This is a genomic window from Streptomyces sp. NPDC038707, from assembly GCF_040636485.1.
Classification (GTDB): domain Bacteria; phylum Actinomycetota; class Actinomycetes; order Streptomycetales; family Streptomycetaceae; genus Streptomyces.
The window spans coordinates 1-15,757 of sequence record NZ_JBEZUP010000023.1; the positions used below are offsets into that span (position 1 = coordinate 1).

At 75.0% G+C, this 15,757-nt stretch carries 16 protein-coding genes and 1 pseudogene; 10 read left to right on the plus strand and 7 right to left on the minus strand.

Annotation, left to right across the window (positions count from 1 at the left end; genetic code table 11):
* Window positions 1-146: 146 nt before the first annotated feature.
* Window positions 147-1,124, minus strand: coding sequence for a hypothetical protein (locus AB0E62_RS26670; protein WP_362198782.1), 978 nt, complete (start codon window positions 1,122-1,124; stop codon window positions 147-149).
* A gap of 378 nt (window positions 1,125-1,502) precedes the next feature.
* Here AB0E62_RS26670 and AB0E62_RS26675 point away from each other — a divergent pair, with 378 nt between their 5' ends.
* The 4 genes from AB0E62_RS26675 (at window position 1,503) to AB0E62_RS26690 (ending at window position 3,860) form a co-directional block, all read left to right on the plus strand.
* Window positions 1,503-2,417 (plus strand): DMT family transporter, encoded by a 915-nt coding sequence (locus AB0E62_RS26675; protein WP_362198785.1) that lies wholly within the window; start codon window positions 1,503-1,505, stop codon window positions 2,415-2,417.
* Between the two features lie 187 nt (window positions 2,418-2,604).
* Window positions 2,605-3,120 (plus strand): NUDIX domain-containing protein, encoded by a 516-nt coding sequence (locus AB0E62_RS26680; RefSeq protein WP_362198788.1) that lies wholly within the window; start codon window positions 2,605-2,607, stop codon window positions 3,118-3,120.
* A 21-nt stretch (window positions 3,121-3,141) separates the two neighbouring features.
* Complete coding sequence (locus tag AB0E62_RS26685) at window positions 3,142-3,534, plus strand: DUF202 domain-containing protein (RefSeq protein ID WP_362198791.1); 393 nt, start codon at window positions 3,142-3,144, stop codon at window positions 3,532-3,534.
* Entirely contained in the window at window positions 3,522-3,860 is a 339-nt protein-coding gene (locus tag AB0E62_RS26690; protein ID WP_362198794.1) for a DUF202 domain-containing protein, read from the plus strand. Before AB0E62_RS26685 ends, AB0E62_RS26690 begins: the two co-directional genes overlap by 13 nt.
* Before the next feature lie 12 nt (window positions 3,861-3,872).
* Here AB0E62_RS26690 and AB0E62_RS26695 read toward each other — a convergent pair whose 3' ends face one another.
* The 3 genes from AB0E62_RS26695 to AB0E62_RS26705 all read right to left on the minus strand — a co-directional run bounded on the left by AB0E62_RS26695 (window position 3,873) and on the right by AB0E62_RS26705 (window position 6,109).
* Window positions 3,873-4,646, minus strand: a complete 774-nt coding sequence (locus AB0E62_RS26695) for an esterase-like activity of phytase family protein (protein ID WP_362198796.1) — start codon at window positions 4,644-4,646, stop codon at window positions 3,873-3,875.
* Window positions 4,553-4,984: an esterase-like activity of phytase family protein gene (locus tag AB0E62_RS26700; RefSeq protein WP_362198799.1), complete on the minus strand. Its 432-nt coding sequence runs from the start codon at window positions 4,982-4,984 to the stop codon at window positions 4,553-4,555. The genes AB0E62_RS26695 and AB0E62_RS26700 overlap by 94 nt, the downstream gene beginning before the upstream one ends.
* Window positions 4,985-5,158: 174 nt before the next feature.
* On the minus strand, window positions 5,159-6,109 hold the full coding sequence (locus AB0E62_RS26705) for an NADP-dependent oxidoreductase (RefSeq protein WP_362198802.1): 951 nt from the start codon (window positions 6,107-6,109) through the stop codon (window positions 5,159-5,161).
* 82 nt (window positions 6,110-6,191) lie between these two features.
* Between AB0E62_RS26705 and AB0E62_RS26710 the strand changes: the two are divergent.
* From AB0E62_RS26710 to AB0E62_RS26735, 6 genes and pseudogenes are all read left to right on the plus strand, one after another.
* Window positions 6,192-6,490, plus strand: a pseudogene (locus AB0E62_RS26710) (hypothetical protein).
* Between the two features lie 188 nt (window positions 6,491-6,678).
* A complete protein-coding gene (locus AB0E62_RS26715) occupies window positions 6,679-7,701 on the plus strand; it encodes a phosphotransferase family protein (RefSeq protein ID WP_362198805.1) in 1,023 nt (340 codons plus the stop codon).
* 6 nt (window positions 7,702-7,707) lie between these two features.
* A complete protein-coding gene (locus AB0E62_RS26720) occupies window positions 7,708-8,922 on the plus strand; it encodes an acyl-CoA dehydrogenase family protein (RefSeq protein ID WP_362198808.1) in 1,215 nt (404 codons plus the stop codon).
* A gap of 145 nt (window positions 8,923-9,067) precedes the next feature.
* Complete coding sequence (locus tag AB0E62_RS26725) at window positions 9,068-10,738, plus strand: helix-turn-helix domain-containing protein (protein WP_362198811.1); 1,671 nt, start codon at window positions 9,068-9,070, stop codon at window positions 10,736-10,738.
* 241 nt (window positions 10,739-10,979) lie between these two features.
* Window positions 10,980-12,329 carry a diaminopimelate decarboxylase gene (locus AB0E62_RS26730; RefSeq protein ID WP_362198814.1) on the plus strand — a complete coding sequence of 450 codons (1,350 nt, stop codon included), beginning with the start codon at window positions 10,980-10,982 and terminating at the stop codon, window positions 12,327-12,329.
* An 11-nt stretch (window positions 12,330-12,340) separates the two neighbouring features.
* The gene (locus tag AB0E62_RS26735) at window positions 12,341-12,547 is read left to right on the plus strand and encodes a hypothetical protein (RefSeq protein WP_362198817.1); all 207 of its coding nucleotides are present in this window, start codon (window positions 12,341-12,343) and stop codon (window positions 12,545-12,547) included.
* Window positions 12,548-12,566: 19 nt separating this feature from the next.
* On the opposite strand, the gene AB0E62_RS26740 is transcribed toward AB0E62_RS26735, so the two are convergent.
* From AB0E62_RS26740 to AB0E62_RS26750, 3 genes are read right to left on the minus strand one after another with little or no spacing between them, the layout of a single operon-like run.
* Window positions 12,567-13,160, minus strand: coding sequence for a TetR/AcrR family transcriptional regulator (locus AB0E62_RS26740; RefSeq protein ID WP_362198820.1), 594 nt, complete (start codon window positions 13,158-13,160; stop codon window positions 12,567-12,569).
* 26 nt (window positions 13,161-13,186) lie between these two features.
* The gene (locus AB0E62_RS26745) at window positions 13,187-14,848 is read right to left on the minus strand and encodes an AMP-binding protein (protein WP_362198823.1); all 1,662 of its coding nucleotides are present in this window, start codon (window positions 14,846-14,848) and stop codon (window positions 13,187-13,189) included.
* On the minus strand, window positions 14,845-15,615 hold the full coding sequence (locus AB0E62_RS26750) for an SDR family oxidoreductase (protein ID WP_362198826.1): 771 nt from the start codon (window positions 15,613-15,615) through the stop codon (window positions 14,845-14,847). Before AB0E62_RS26750 ends, AB0E62_RS26745 begins: the two co-directional genes overlap by 4 nt.
* Window positions 15,616-15,757: the final 142 nt, after the last annotated feature.

The following is a 15,757-nucleotide window of genomic DNA, read 5'->3' on the forward strand; positions in this document are numbered from 1 at the left end:
CCGCGACCCGGCCGACCCCACGCGCATCCTGCCCGCCTACGACCCCGGTGACCACCTCCACTTCAACGACACCGGCATGGCCGCCGTGGCCGACAGCCGGGGGCTTCCCCCGGCCGGACGGGCCGGCTTCGCCGTTCCGCGCTCGGTCATCCGTGCCCGAGCGCGCGGGCGCGGGCCGTGCGGAAGGCCGCCAGCGGGTCGCGGTGGGCGTAGGCCCAGGGCTCCGGGGTGGCGTGGTCGCCGATGCGCTGGAACAGGGCCGCCGCCTCGGCCGGACGGCCCGCGCAGGACAGGGCGAACGCCAGGTGGTTGAGGTCGATGAGGCGGCGGGGGTGTTCGTCGTGCTCCCACTCCAGCCACCAGTCGAAGGAGGCGGACAGCACGCGCCGGGCCCGGGGGCCGGACCAGTGCCGGGAGGCGGCCGGGTCGGCGGGGCCCAGTCCGGTGGCGGCGAGGACCCGGTACCGCTCGGCGTAGGCGACCACCGGCAGCACGGCCAGCGGGGAGTCGGCGGGCGCCTCGGCCGCGGCCCGTTCGGCGGCGTCGTACACCTCGTGGGCCTCGGCCCGGCCGCAGCCGGGCCGTTCGGCGAGGCAGGCGATCAGCAGGTGGTGGGCGTGGTGGTGCTCCGGGTGCCGGCGGCGCAGCTCGGCGAAGGCGTCGAGCAGGGCGCTCTCGGGGCCCACGGCGCGCGCGAGCAGGAGCAGCCCGAGCCAGGGGGTGGGGTCGGCGGGGGCGAGCGCGGCGGCCGCGGCACAGGAGTCGCGGGCCCGGCCGGGTTCCTCCTCGCCGCGCGCGGCCCGGTGGACCAGGGCGAGGGCCCGCAGGGCGGCGGCGTCGGCGCAGCCGGGCTCGGCGGCCAGCCAGTCGCCCGCCCACGTGGCGGCGCGGGGGTCCCGGGCGAGGACGGTGAGGCGGTGGCCGCGCCGGTCCCAGTCGTCGCCGGTGTGCACCAGCAGGGAGCGGACGGCCTGCCACCGGCCCTGCGCCAGGGCCGCCCGGGCGGTGCGCAGCCCGTCGTCGTCGAGGGCGGCGTCGAAGGCGCCGCGGGCGCCGGGGGCAGGGGCGGCGGACGGGTCCGTTGCGGCCCGGCGCGCGCCGAGCAGAGGCGGGGAAGGGGGCACCGCGGGGCTTCCTGTTTCTCGGGCTGCCATCGACCGATCACGCACAGCAAACCCCCCGCCATGGGTCGCGTCAAGCGGAACAAGGCCGTAGCACCTTCAACTTCCCTGTAGGGGCGGGCACTTGACCCCTCCCGGCGCAGGTGGGAACCGTCACGGGTGTGAACGCGGGGAATTCCCTGTGGCGTATGCCATGCCCGTCTGCCCCGCCGTACCGGGCCGCACACCCCGGGTTCCGGGGGCGCGGATGTGGCGCACGCCATGGCGCCGCGCGCCCGGGTTGCGGACCATGGCGTGCAACCGCCCGGTTCCGGGTACTTCCGGGGCAATTCCGTTCCGGTAGCGCTACAGTCGGCCACTACGCGCCCGTGGTCCGGCCGGATGATCGAGGTACACAGCGTGTCCGTTCTGGTTCTGCTCCTCGCCGTGAGCGCGGCCTGCTGCCTCGGCTTCGGATTCGTCCTCCAGCAGAACGCGGCGCAGCACGCGCCGCTCAGCGACTTCCTCTCCTTCCGGCTGCTGCTCGACCTGATGCGGATCCCGCGCTGGCTGGGCGGCCTGGCGTTGATGGTGGCCGGCATGGTGCTGGGCGCCGTCGCCCTCGGCAAGGGCGAGATCTCGCTGGTGGAGCCGCTGCTCGCGACCAACCTGCTGTTCGCCCTGGCCCTCTCCCGGCACCAGACCAGACAGCCGCTCGGCCGCCAGGGCTGGGCCGGTCTGCTGCTCCTCGCGGGCGGGGTGAGCGCGTTCATCATGGCGGGCGAGCCGCGCGCCGGCACGGCCGTCACCGACCCGCTGCGGCACTGGCTGATCATCGGCGCGGTGGTGGGCGCGGCCCTGCTCCTGACGGCGTACGCCAAGCGCTCGCGGCTGAGCGGCGGCGCGGCGCTGCTGGCACTGGCGGCCGGACTGCTGTACGGCGTGCAGGACGCGCTGACCCGCGTGAGCGGCACCCGCTTCTCCGACGGCGGGCTGACCGGACTGCTCACCGGCTGGCAGCCGTACGGCGTGGTGGCCTGCGGGGTCACCGGGCTGGTCCTGGTGCAGAGCGCGTTCGAGACCGCGCCGCTGCGCACGTCGCTGCCCGCGCTGACCGCGGCCGAACCGCTGGCCGGGATCCTGTGCGGGGTGGGCTTCCTCGGGGACCGGCTGCGCACCGACACCGGGGCGCTGGCCTGGGAGGCGGCCGGGCTCGCGGCCGTGGTGGGGGGCATCGTGCTGCTCGGGCTGCACCCGGCGATGCCGTGCGGCGCGGGCGAGACGGAACGGGAGTCCCCGGACCTCCAGCGACGCTGAGCCACGGCCCCGCCCGGAACCGAGCCTCCTGCCCGGCACGGGCCCGGCCCTGCCCGCCATGGTCCCGGCCCCCGGACACCGGCCCAGCCCCGGTGACCGATCCGCCCCCGGACACCCTCGGCCCTCCCCCGGACCCGGGCCCGAACCCCCGAACCCGAGTGGATCCGACCCTGCTTGGATGGCGGGCATGAACCCTGCTGACGAGATCCTCGACATCGTCGACGAGCACGACCGGGTCGTCGACCGGCGCCCGCGCGGCGAGGCGTACGCCCGCGGGCTGCGCCACCGCTGTGTGTTCGTCCAGGCCCGGGACGCGGCCGGCCGCCTCTTCGTGCACCGGCGCACGGCGACCAAGCTGGTGTTCCCGTCGCTGTACGACATGTTCGTCGGCGGCGTGGTCGGCGCGGGCGAGTCCTACGACGAGGCGGCGCTGCGGGAGGCCGAGGAGGAACTGGGCGTCGGCGGACTGCCCCGGCCCGCCCGCCTGTTCAAGTTCCTCTACGACGACGGCGCCGGGCACAGCTGGTGGTCGGCGGTGTACGAGGTGCGCTGCGACCCGCCCGTACACCCGCAGGCGGAGGAGGTCCAGTGGCACGCCTTCCTGCCCGAGGAGGAGGTCGAGCGGCGGCTCGGCACCTGGGAGTGGGTGCCGGACGGGCTGGCTGCGTACGAACGGCTGCGGGCGTTCCGGGCCGGCGGGTGACCGCCCGGTAGGGTCGGCCGGGTGAGCGACTTCGTGCGGAACATCCGGCTGTGGTTCGCGCCGGAGCGGGTGCGGGAGGAGGGCGGCACGCCCGACTACCGGTTCTCGCTGGCCAACGAGCGCACCTTCCTTGCCTGGCTGCGCACCGCGCTCGCGCTGATCGGCGGCGGGTTCGCGGTGGACCAGTTCCTGCCCGACCTGCGCTGGGCGTGGCGGGCGGGGCTGGCGCTCGCGCTGCTCGCCGCCGGGGTGCTGTGCTCCCTGCGGGCGGTGAACCACTGGGTGCGCTGCGAACGGGCGATGCGGCGCGGCGAGGACCTGCCCGCGTCCCGGTTCCCGGTGCTGCTCAGCCTGGTCGTGGCGGTGGTGGCCGTCGCGATGGTCGTGGTGGTGCTGGTCGGATGGGAGGGGTGACGGCCGGACCGCGGGCCGCGGACCGGGATCCCGGGCTGCAGCCCGAGCGGACCCGGCTGGCCTGGCGGCGTACGACGCTGTCGTCCGCGGTGGCCACCGTGCTGGCCCTGAAGACCGCGCTGCACGGGGGGCCGTCGGCGGCCGGTGTCCTCGCGTGCGCGGTGTGCTGCGCGCTGTGGCTGGCCTTCCTCGGGGTGGCCCACTCCCGGGTCCGCGCCCTCGCCACGGCGTCCCGCCCGCCGACGCTCGCTCCCCGCCAGGCGACGGCGGCGGTCCTGTGCGCCCTCGCGCTGGCGGTGTGCGCCGGGGTGCTGGTGTCGGTGTAGCCCGCGAGCCCGTCAGCGGTCGCGGAGGGCGAGGGCGACGAACTGGGTGGCCTCGTCCTCGGCGAAGTTGTCGTCGCTGACCAGGAGCAGGGTCCGTTCGCCGCTCGGCAGCCGGGGACCCCAGGTCAGGCCCTCGGTGTTGACGACGGTGGTCAGCCCGAGGTCGTGGAAGTCGGCGACCAGCCTCTTGCGCATCGGCACGACCGCCCGGCCGGCCAGGGAGGACATGCGCCGCACGTCGGTCGCGCCGCGCGCGGTGGCGTCGAAGACCCGGATCCGGTAACCGGCGCCCGCCACCCAGGTGCGTTCCAGGACGAGGTAGCGGTCGGGGTCGTCGGGGAAGGCCAGGATCGCGGGGACGCCGGTGTCCGGGGGCCACGGGCTGGACGGGTCGGACTCGGTGAAGATCTTCTCCAGCGGGTAGGCGAACTGCCGGAGCACCGCGCCGTCGCGGTTCTGCCGGGTCACCCGGACCAGGGCGCCGTGCCGCAGGTCGGGCTCCGGGCCGTCCTGGAGCAGCGGGCCCTCCAGGGCGCTGGTGAACGTGGAGCCCCGGGCGCCGAACGTGATGGCTTCCACCCCCTTGTTCCGCCGCGGCCCCTGGTCGCCCCGCGTGCAGCGGTAGTCGTCCGGCAGCCGGAACCGGCCGCGGTAGGCACCGGCGGCGTCGGCGATCCGGACGGACTGCTGGATCAGCGGGGCGTCCGCCGCCGTCGGCCGGTCGCCCTCCTGGGACCACCAGTACCGGCCGGTGCGCGGGTCGACCCGCAGTTCCTCCGGGTCCACGGCCTTGCCGTCGCCGGCGCCGGCCGGCGGGTGGACCGAGCCGTCCGGCTGCCGCAGCGGGTGCGTGTGCCGGTGAAGGCGACGGAGCGCACTCCGGTGCCGTCCACGTCGATCCGTGCGGTGTGGAAACGGGCGGGCTGCGGCACCGAGCGGTCGTCGCTGATCATGACGTACTCGCCCGTGCGGGGGTTGCGGTCGATGCCGGACAGGCCGCCGACGGTGGTGCCGCGGAAGGCGAGTCCGTGGGGAATGATCCGCTCCCCCAGCAGCCGCGCCTGTCCGCCGGCGGCGGGCGCCGCGGCGGGGCCGTCCGGCCGGGCCGCCGCCGCGGGTGCCATCGCCGTGACCGTCATGAGCGCCACGGGCACACGCGCGGCGGATCAGGGAAGTTCACAGGGGGCGATCCTGGACCGGCACACGCCCCCGGCGCAGTCACCCGTTCGTGTGATCGTCCCGCCCGCCGGGGCGGACGTTCCGCGCGACTGTGGAGTTGCCGCCCTTCGAGGAGCTTGCTACGAACGGTCCTCCCCGGACCGCCGGTCCACCGTGACCACGATCTTGCCCCGGGTGTGGCCCTCCTGGTTCAGCCGGTGGGCGTCCGCCGTGCGCTCCAGCGGGAAGGTCCGCTGGACGTGGACGGAGACGACGCCCTGTTCCGCCCATTCCGCCAGGCGCGCGAGGTCGTCGGCGTCCGGGCGGACGAAGACGTACCGGCCGCCGTACTCCCGTACCTCCGGGTCGGCGATCGAGGCCAGCCGGCCCTCCGGGGCGAGGAGGTGGGCCGAGACCTTCAGCGTGTCGCCGCCGACGGTGTCGAACACCGCGTCCACCCCCTCGGGGGCCAGCCCGCGCACCCGCTCCGCCAGCCCCTCGCCGTAGGCCACGGGTTCGCCGCCCAGGGCGCGGACGTAGTCGTGGTTGGCCTCGCCGGCCGTGCCGAGGACACGGGCGCCGAGGTGGGCGGCGATCTGCACGGCGAGCGAGCCGACGCCGCCGGCCGCCGCGTGCACCAGGACGGTGTCGCCCCGCCGCACCTCCAGCGCCTTGACCAGCACCTGGTAGGCGGTGAGCCCGGCCAGCGGGAGTCCGGCGGCCTCCTCGAAGGAGAGGCCGCGCGGCTTGCGGGCCAGGGTGCGCACCGGAGCGGCCACGTACTCGGCGCAGGTGCCCCGGGAGAGGAAGTCCTCGCGGACGTAGCCGATGACCTCGTCGCCGGGGGCGAACTCGGTGACGGCGGGGCCGGGGCGGACGACGACTCCGCTGACGTCCCAGCCGGGGATCACCGGGAAGACGGCATCCAGCACCGGTTCCAGGTAACCCTCGCGGCACTTCCAGTCGACCGGGTTGACGGCCGCCGCGCGCACCTCGACCAGCACCTGGTCGGGGCCGACCGTGGGATCGCGCAGCTCGCCGTACTCCAGCACCTCGGCTCCGCCGTAGCGGCTGTAGCTGATGCCCTTCATGCCCTCGACCCTCCGGGGTACTCGTGTGCCACGCAACCGGGACGTCCCGTCGCACCTCCTCCTACCCCCGGAGGTGAGCGCCATGACCGCCCTCCACCAGGAACACACCGCCCACGGGCCGCACCGCCACGGGCCGGACTGCGGGCACTGCGCGGTGCCGCACGGCGACCACGTCGACTAGTCCACGACGGGCATCTGCACCGGGAGCACGCGGGCCACTGGGACGAGTGCGAGCCCGCCGGGCACGCGGTCCACGAGGGCCATGAGCGTGTGCACCACGAGGAGTGCGGGCACGCGCAGGTGCCGCACGGCGACCACGTCGACCATCTGCACGGCGGGCACCGGCACGCCGGGCACGGGGACCACTGGGACGACCACTGACGCACCGCGGCCGACGCCGGCTCACGGCGGCCGTCGGTCGGCCGACCGACGGCCGCCGGCCCTGGCGGGCCGCGGGACTATCGTGGGCCGTATCACGTTCGGCGCGATCTCCGCCCCTGCACTGGACGGCATACCGACCGGTCGGCATCATGAGTCTGGCCCTGTTCGCCCGTCCTTTGGAGTGATGTATGAGCGCCGACCACCCGCCCGGGCTCGACCTGGACCGGCTGCGCGCCCTGCTCGACCGCGAGCGCCCCGGTCTGGTGGACGGTCCGCTGACCGGACGGCTGATCGAGGGCGGACGGTCGAACCTCACCTACGCGCTCCGCGACGACCGCTCGCGGTGGGTCGTCCGCCGCCCCCCGCTCGGCCACGTCCTGGCCACCGCGCACGACATGAGACGCGAACACCGGGTCATCAGCGCCCTGCACCCCACCCGGGTGCCGGTCCCGCGCCCGGTGCTGCTGTGCGAGGACGAGGAGGTGCTCGGGGCCCCCTTCTACGTGATGGAGTTCGTCGAGGGCACCCCGTACCGCACCGCCGGCCAGCTCGCCCCGCTCGGTCCGGAACGCACCCGGAACGCGGTGCTGTCCCTGGTGGACACGCTGGTCGAGTTGCACGCCGTGGACCCGGCCGAGGTGGGCCTCGCGGACTTCGGCCGCCCGGAGGGCTTCCTGGACCGGCAGCTGCGCCGCTGGGGCAAGCAGCTGGACGCCTCCCGCAACCGCGACCTGGCCGGCATCGACGAACTGCACGCGGCGCTCGGCCGCTCCCTGCCCGCGTCGCCGGCCCCGGCCGTCGTGCACGGCGACTACCGCCTGGACAACGTCCTGATCGGCGACGACGACCGGATCAGGGCGATCCTCGACTGGGAGATGTCCACGCTCGGCGACCCGCTGACCGACCTCGGCCTGCTGGTGATGTACAGCCGGCCCCTGGGCATGCCCGACTCCCCCGTCTCCACGACCGCCGAGGCGCCCGGGCACCCCTCGCCCCGGGAACTGATCGAGCGGTACGCCGAGCGCTCGGGGCGGGACGTGTCGGCCGTCTCCTGGTACGAGGCGTTCGCCTGGTTCAAGCTCGCCGTGATCCTCGAGGGCATCCACTACCGCTACACGCTCGGCCAGACGGTCGGCCACGGCTTCGACCGCATCGGCGACCTCGTTCCCGTCTTCATCCGCCACGGACTGACCACCCTTCAGGAAGGCTGACCGCACATGGACTTCGCGTTCGACGCGCGTACGGAAGAACTGCGCGCCCGGCTGCTCGCCTTCATGGACGAGCACGTCCACCCGGCCGAGGCGGTCGCCGAGGAGCAGCGGGCCGCGCTCGCCTCGCCGTGGGACACCCCGGCCGTGGTGGAGGAGCTGAAGGCGGAGGCACGCCGGCAGGGCCTGTGGAACCTGTTCCTCCCGGACACCGAGTACGGTGCCGGGCTGACCAACCTCCAGTACGCGCCGCTCGCCGAGATCACCGGCCGCTCCCCCCAGCTCGCGCCCACGGCGACCAACTGCGCGGCGCCCGACACCGGCAACATGGAGGTGCTGGCGCAGTTCGGCACCGAGGAGCAGAAGAAGCGGTGGCTCCAGCCGCTGCTGGCCGGCGAGATCCGCTCGGCGTTCGCGATGACCGAGCCGGAGGTGGCCTCCTCCGACGCCACGAACATCACCACGCACATCGAGCGGGACGGCGACGAGTACGTCGTCACCGGCCGCAAGTGGTACATCTCCGGCGCGATGAACCCGGACTGCGCGATCTTCATCGTGATGGGCAAGACGGACCCGGACGGCGCCGACATCCGCCGCCAGCAGTCGATGGTCCTGGTCCCCCGCGACACCCCGGGCGTCACCGTGAAGCGCGCCATGCGGGTGTTCGGCTACGAGGACCACTCGCACGGCGGCCACGCCGAGGTGGTCTTCGACCGGGTACGGGTGCCGGTGACGAACCTCGTCGGCGAGGAGGGCGGCGGCTTCGCCATCGCCCAGGCCCGGCTCGGTCCCGGCCGGATCCACCACTGCATGCGGCTGATCGGCATGGCCGAGCGGGCGATCGAGCTGATGTGCCGGCGGGCGGTGTCCCGGACGGCGTTCGGCAAGGCGCTGGCCCAGCAGGGCGTCGTGCAGAACTGGATCGCCGACGCCCGGGTCACCGTCGAGCAGTTGCGGCTGCTGGTGCTGAAGACGGCCTGGCTGATGGACACCGTGGGCAACAAGGGCGCGCACACCGAGATCCAGGCCATCAAGATCGCCACTCCGCGAGCGGTGGTGGGCATCCTGGACCGGGCGATCCAGCTGCACGGCGCGGGCGGGGTGAGCCAGGACTTCCCGCTGGCCGAGCTGTACGCGAGCGCCCGCACCCTGATGCTCGCCGACGGCCCGGACGAGGTGCACCAGCGGTCGCTGGCGCGCCGGGAGCTGAAGAAGTACCTCTGACCCCGCCCCGGGCGCGGGGTGCCCTGCCCCGGGGAGCCCGCGCCCGGTCTGTGGTGCCGCACCCCATTGAGCGCGGGCCCGGTGTGTGGTGTCGTACCTCTTCCGGGAGCGGCCGCAGCGGTCGTCGGCGGGACGAGGGGGACGCGTGACCGACTTACGGGACCACGCCGCGTGGGACGGCATGGCCGCCGGGCCCAGGGTGACCCTGGAGCGGCTGCTGTCGGTCGTGGGCTCGGGAGCCCTGGAGCTGGACACGGCGCCCGGCGGGCTGGCCGTGGCCGTCGGCGGCGCCACCGTGCTCGATGTGCTGGCCCCCGAGATCCGGCCCGGGGAGCTGGTGCTCGCCGTGGGGGTCGCGGCCGGGTCGGCCCAGGCGGTGGACGTCGTGCGCCGGGCCGGCGCCGCCGGGGCCTGCGGGGTGGTCTTCGGCCCGGAACGCCCCGAGGGATCCCTCGGCGCCCTGCGGTCGGCGGCCGACGAGACCGGTACGGCGGTGCTGTTCCGCACCTGGTACCGGTGGGAGGAACTGGTGGCGGTGCTGCGGGCCGGGCTCGCCGCGGCGGGGGTGCCGCCGCTGCCGGCCGCCCGGGGCCTGGTCCTGGGCGATCTCGACGGGCTGGCCGAGGCGGTGGCCGCCCTGGTCGGCGGCTCGGTGACCATCGAGGACACCGACTCGCGGGTGCTGGCCTACTCCTCGACCGAGGAGAACGTGGACGAGATGCGCCGGCTGACCATCCTCGGGCGGCGGGTGCCGGCCTGGCGGGTGGCCGCGATGCACGACGCCGGTTTCTTCCGCGCCCTGTGGACCACGGACGACGTGCTGCACCGGCGCGCGCAGGGGGACGACCCCGAGCGGCTGGTGTGCGCCATCCGGGCGGGCGGCGAGGTGCTGGGCTCGGTGTGGGTGGCGGCGGTCGCGGGCCGGCCGCTGTCCCCGAACGCGGCCCAGGCGCTGCGCGCCGCGTCCCGGGCCGCCGCCCCGCACCTGCTGCACCACCGCACGCGCGGCGCGGACAGCCGGCTGGTGGAGGACGCGGCGCGCGCCCTGCTGGAGGAGCGCGGGTCGGCCGAGGTGCTGGCCGAGCGGGCCGCGCTGCCGGCCCGGGAGCCGTGCGCGGTGCTGGCGGTGGGCGTGGGAGCCGGGGGGCCGGAGCCGGCCGGAGAGCCGTCCCGGATGTACGCGCTGCTCGCCCTGCACTGCGCGGCCCTCGGTCACCGGATCGTGGTGGTGCCGGCGGGCGGCCGGGCCCTGGTGCTGGTCAGCGCGCTGGACGGGGATCCGGAGCGGGCCCGCAAGCAGGTGACGACGCTCGGCACCTCGCTGACCGCTCGCCTGTCGGCGGCCACCGGCGCGGCGGTGCGGGCCGGGCTGGGCGAGGTGGTGCCGGTGCTGGCCCGGGCCGCGCGGTCGCGCCGCAGTGCCGAGCAGGCGCTCAAGGCCCTCGCCCGGACGGGGGACGCGCGGTCCGTCGCGTGGGTGGAGGACGTGGCCGACACCATCGGCGTGCTGCACGTGCTGGAGGCGCTGCGGGACGTGGAGCTGCCGCCGGGGACCTCGGTGGCGCGGCTGGCCGCGTTCGACGCCGAGCACGCCGGCAGCCGGCTCGTGGAGTCCCTGCGGGCCTACCTGGACCACTTCGGCGATGTGCCGGCCGCCGCGCGCAGCCTCTCGCTGCACCCCAACACCATGCGGTACCGGCTGGGGCGGATCACGGCCGTGTCGGGGCTGGACCTCGCCAGCCCGGAGGCGCGGCTGCTGGCACAGCTGCAACTACGCCTCGGGGACGGGGAACGGGGCGAGGGCTCCGGCTCCTGAGGAGGTTCGTGCGCCCGCACGGGCGAAGGGGCCGTTCGTGCGCCCGCACCACCGAAGGGGCCGTTCCTCGTCGCCGCGCACGAAGGCGGCGCGCACCGGGGCACGGTGCCCGGTGCGGGACCGGTCGCGGCGGGTATGCCTGTGCGGAACCGACGAAGACGGCCGCCGGGTGCGGCGAGCAGCCTGGTCCTGTGCCCGGGGAATCGGCTCCGGGCCGCCGCCCCACACCGGAAGGTGCACCATGACCGCTGTGCCCCGCGCCGCCGCCCGCCGCGAACACGTCCTGAGGGAAGCCGTGCGGCAGGGCCTGCTCGACCCGGAACTCTCCCCGCTGGCCGCCTTCGTGGACCTCGACGGTGTCGCGGCCACGGTCCGGGCCCTGCACGAGGCGTTTCCCGGCGCTCCCGAACTGCCCGCCGTCACCCACACGTTCGCCGCCAAGGCCAACTGCCTGGTGCCCGTGCTGCGCGAGCTGGCGCGGCTCGGGATGGGCTGCGAGGTCGCGACCGGGGGCGAGCTGGCCCGGGCGCTGGCCGCCGGGTTCCCGGCCGACCGGATCGTCTTCGACTCCCCGGCCAAGACGCGGGCCGAGCTGGCGCGGGCCCTGGAACTGGGCGTCGCCGTCAACGCCGACAGCTTCCAGGAGCTGGAGCGGATCGCCGCCCTGCTGGCGGACCGCCCCTCCGCGTCCCGGATCGGGGTACGGCTGAACTGCCAGGTCGGGGGCGGGGCCATCGCCGCGATGAGCACCGCCACCAACACCTCCAAGTTCGGTGTCCCGCTGACGGATCCCGGCAACCGGGAGCGGCTGCTGCGGGCGTTCGCCGCGTATCCGTGGCTGACCTGGGTGCACACCCACACCGGGTCGCAGGGCTGCCCCCTGGACCTCATGGCGCGCGGGGTGGCGCAGGCGGTGGAGTTCGCCGACCAGGTGACGGCGGCGTTCGGTCCGGGCCGGGTGGAGGGCATCGACATCGGCGGCGGGCTGCCGGTGAACTTCGCCGACGACGAGGTCACACCGACGTTCGCCGACTACGTCGGGCAGTTGCGGGCGCACGCCCCGGGGCTGTTCGAGGGGCGGTACCGGGTCGTCACCGAGTTCGGCCGCTCGGTGCTGGCGAAGAACGGGTTCCTGGCCGCGTACGTCGAGTACACCAAGAGCGCCGGGGGCCGGCCGATCGCCGTGACGCACGCCGGGGTGCAGGTCGCCACCCGGACGGTGTTCAGCCCCGACGCCTGGCCGCTGCGGATCGAGGCGTACGACGGGCGGGGCACGGCGCGGCGGGAGCGGGCCGTGCGGCAGGACGTCGCCGGTCCGGCCTGCTTCGCGGGCGATCTGCTGGCCCGCGACCGGGCGCTGCCGCCGCTGCGGCCGGGCGATCTGGTGGTGGTTCCGGACACCGGCGCCTACTACTTCTCCACGCCGTTCCACTACAACAGCCTGCCCGAGCCCGCCGTGCACGGGGTCCGCGCGGACGCGGCCGGCCGGGTGGTGTTCACGCTCGTGCGGCCGGCCGAGGATCCGTGGCGGCTGACGGACCGGGACGGCGTGCCGGAGCCGGCGCCGGTACCGGCCGGCGAGGACGGGTGAGGAGCGGCACGGTGTCCCAGGCCGATCCCGGACGGCCCGGCGGGGACGGGCCGCTCCTGACCCAGCGCGCCGCGATCGTGTTCCTGCTGGCCGTGCTGGCCGGCGCCGGGGCGGGCGTGCTGGCGGCGCTGGCCGGCAGCGCGTGGCCGGTCGCGGTGAGCGCGGGCGCCGGCACCGCCGCCTCGGCGGTGCTGTTCTTCAAGGAGATCATCGGCTAGGCGGCGCGCCCCCGGGGCTTCAGGGCCGCAGGGCCCGCAGCAGCAGGTCGGCGAGGTGGTCGGCGACCTGCTGGGGGGTCAGCGGGCCGTCGGGGCGGTACCACGTCGACAGGTGGTGGACGGAGCCGAAATGGTAGTCCACCACCAGGTCGGCCGGGGTGGCGGTGGAGAAGACGCCTTCCCTCTGGCCCTCCTCCACGAGCGCGCGGAAGCGTTCGTGGTAGCGCCGGCGCTCGGCGCGGACCTGCTTGTTCTTCTCCGGGCTGAGATGGTGCATGGACCGGAAGAAGATCGACGCGTCGTCGAGGTTCTCGATCGTGGTGACGACCACGTCGGCCGCCGCGTCCCTGAGCCGCTTCGCCACCGGCTCGTCGGCGTTCGCGTAGGTGTCCAGCCGCTCCTGCTGGAGGCGCAGCACCCGCGCGTACACCTCGTGCAGCAGGTCGTCCTTGGAGCCGAAGTAGTGGTAGAGCGCGCCCTTGGTGACGCCGGCCGCCTCCACGATCTCCTGCACGGAGGTACGGTCGTAGCCCTGCTCGGCGAAGAGCCGGGTGGCGGCGGCCAGCAGCCGCTGCGGAACGGGCGTGCCGTCTCCGTCCGTGGTCCTGGGCACTGCCGCCACCTGCCTTTCCGTGGTCGTCACTCGGTGTTCCGGGAACGCAGTTCCCGACGGAGGATCTTCCCACTCGCCGTCTTGGGCAAGTCGGGCAGGATCTCCACCTGACGCGGGTACTTGTAGGCGGCCAGTCTCTCCTTGCAGTACGCGGCCAGTTCGCCGGGGGCCGCCTCGGCGCCCGGGCGCAGGCTGATATAGGCCTTGACGGTCTCGCCCCGGTATCCGTCGGGCACCCCCACGACGGCCGCCTCGCGCACCGCCGGGTGCGTGTAGAGGACGTCCTCGACCTCGCGCGGCCACACCTTGAAGCCGGACGCGTTGATCATGTCCTTCTTGCGGTCCACGACGTACAGCCAGCCCTGTTCGTCCATGAACCCGATGTCGCCGGTGCGCAGCTCGCCGTCCGGGAAGGTCTCGGCGGTGGCGTCGGGCCGCCGCCAGTAGCCGGGCACCACCTGCGGGCCGCGTACGGCGATCTCCCCGTGCTCCCCGAAGGGCACCTCCGCGCCCTGGTCGTCCAGGATGCGCACGACCGTGTCGGGGCCGGGCAGGCCGACGGACAGGGTGCCGGAGACCGGGTCCACGGGCGCCTCCAGGTGGGGCGGGACGGAGGCGCAGGGGGCGGTGCACTCGGTGAGGCCGTAGCCGACCCGGATGTACGGTCCGAAGCGTTCCCGGAACCGCTCCACCAGGGCGGGCGGCACGGGCGCGCCGCCCGAGGAGAGCTTCACGAAGGAGGCGAAGTGCTCGCGGGTGGCGCCGGGGTGGGCGGCGAGCGCCATGTACGCGGTGGAGGGGCCGACGGTGTAGTGCGGGCGGTGCTCGGCGAAGGCGTCCAGGACGGCACCCGGCTCGAAGCGGTAGGTGAGCACCAGGGTGCCCGCGCTGTTCAGGCAGGCGCCGAACTGGCAGACCATGCCGGTGATGTGGAACAGCGGGGCGAGCGCGTGGTAGACGGGCGCCTCGGGCAGGTCGAATCCGGTGCTCTGCCGCTCGGCGTTGTACATGATGTTGGCGTGGGTGTTGGTGGCGCCCTTGGGGGTGCCGCTGGTGCCCGAGGTGTAGCTGATCAGCGCGATGTCCTCGGGGCGCGGCAGCCGGCCCCCGGGAGCCCGGCCGCCCTGCCGGGCGACGGCCGTCAGGTCGTCGGCGTCGGGGGCCTGGGGCAGCCGCTCGAAGGTCAGCACGCGGGGGTCGTCGCGGGTCTGGAAGTCCCGTTCGCAGGCGGTGAGCACGATCCGCACCGGGGAGTCGGCGGCGGTCTGCCGCAGGTACGTCTCCCAGGCCCGGTCGGAGCAGATCAGCGCGGCCACCTCGCCGTCCCGCAGGACGTGCGCCACCTCGCCCGACTTGTACATGGGGTTGACCGGCACGACGGTGGCGCCCGCCTTCCAGGCGCCGAGCACGGCGAGCACGAAGTGCGGGGAGTTCTGCAGCAGGACGGCCACCCGGTCGCCGCGCTCCAGCCCGCGCGCGGCGAGGTGGGCGGCGACGGAGTCGGTCAGCGCGTCGGTCTCCCGGTAGCTCAGGCGGCCGTCGAAGTAGGTGAGGAAGGTGCGGTCGGGGTGCTCGGCGGCTACGGTGCGCAGGACGTGCGCGAGGGAGTCGGCGGGGTCGAGCGGGGCGCGCTGGGCGTCGGTCAGCAGCGCGAGCCAGGGGCGGTCGGCGTAGCGGGGGGCGGTCACCGGGCGGTCTCCCACTTCTGCTGGACGCGGTTCATGGTGGCGAGCCAGCGCTCGGGCTCGCCGGCCCGTGCCTGGTAGTAGCCGGCGACCTCGGGGTGCGGGAGGATCAGGAAGCGGTCCTCCTCGATGCCCTTCAGCAGCGCGTCGGCCACGGCCTCCGGCTCGATCGCGGTGGGCCGCAGCACCAGGTCGCCCGCGCTGCCGGTGGCGGCCAGCATGTCGGTGCGCACGCCCTGCGGGCAGATGGCGTGCACCTTGACGCCCCGGTGGCGGTAGGTCAGGGACAGCCACTCGGCGAAGGCGTACGCGCCGTGCTTGGTCACGCTGTAGGAGGGCGCGCCGATCATGGTGAGCAGTCCGGCGGCGGAGACGGTGGAGACGAACCGTCCGGCGCCCCGCTCCAGCCAGCCGGGCAGCAGCGCGTGGGCGGCGCGGACGTGGGCCATCAGGTTGACGTCCCAGGACGTCCCCCAGGTGCGCTCGTCCAGCGCGGTGAGGTCGCCGTCCTCGAAGGCGACGCCGGCGTTGGCGCAGTAGACGTCCACCGTGCCGCCGAGGGCGTTCCGCGCCGCGTCGACGATGCGGGAGGCGTCGCCGGGCACGGCGGTCCCGCCGATCTCCTCGGCCACCGCCGCGGCCTTCGCCGCGTCCAGGTCGTTCACCACGACCCGGGCGCCCTCGGCGGCGAACCGGCGGGCCAGCGCGGCCCCGATCCCCCCGCCCGCTCCGGTGACGACCACTCCCGCATCCCGCACGGCTTCCACCATCGGTCTCCTTCGACACGACACGACGCGACTCGGGTCGCGACTCGGCTCGGCGCGACTCGGGTCGGCCCGGCGAGCGACAGACTAACCAGTCGGTATGTGTAAAGGAAGGGGCCGCCGCGCCAACCTCTAGGGGACTGGAGGA

Coding starts and splice junctions, on each gene's coding strand:
- AB0E62_RS26720 (WP_362198808.1), top strand. CDS start 7,708: ATGGACTTCGCGTTCGACGCGCGTACGGAAGAACTGCGCGCCCGGCTG.
- AB0E62_RS26680 (WP_362198788.1), top strand. CDS start 2,605: ATGAACCCTGCTGACGAGATCCTCGACATCGTCGACGAGCACGACCGG.
- AB0E62_RS26690 (WP_362198794.1), top strand. CDS start 3,522: ATGGGAGGGGTGACGGCCGGACCGCGGGCCGCGGACCGGGATCCCGGG.
- AB0E62_RS26700 (WP_362198799.1), bottom strand. CDS start 4,984: ATGGCACCCGCGGCGGCGGCCCGGCCGGACGGCCCCGCCGCGGCGCCC.
- AB0E62_RS26730 (WP_362198814.1), top strand. CDS start 10,980: ATGACCGCTGTGCCCCGCGCCGCCGCCCGCCGCGAACACGTCCTGAGG.
- AB0E62_RS26705 (WP_362198802.1), bottom strand. CDS start 6,109: ATGAAGGGCATCAGCTACAGCCGCTACGGCGGAGCCGAGGTGCTGGAG.
- AB0E62_RS26715 (WP_362198805.1), top strand. CDS start 6,679: ATGAGCGCCGACCACCCGCCCGGGCTCGACCTGGACCGGCTGCGCGCC.
- AB0E62_RS26750 (WP_362198826.1), bottom strand. CDS start 15,615: ATGGTGGAAGCCGTGCGGGATGCGGGAGTGGTCGTCACCGGAGCGGGC.
- AB0E62_RS26675 (WP_362198785.1), top strand. CDS start 1,503: ATGATCGAGGTACACAGCGTGTCCGTTCTGGTTCTGCTCCTCGCCGTG.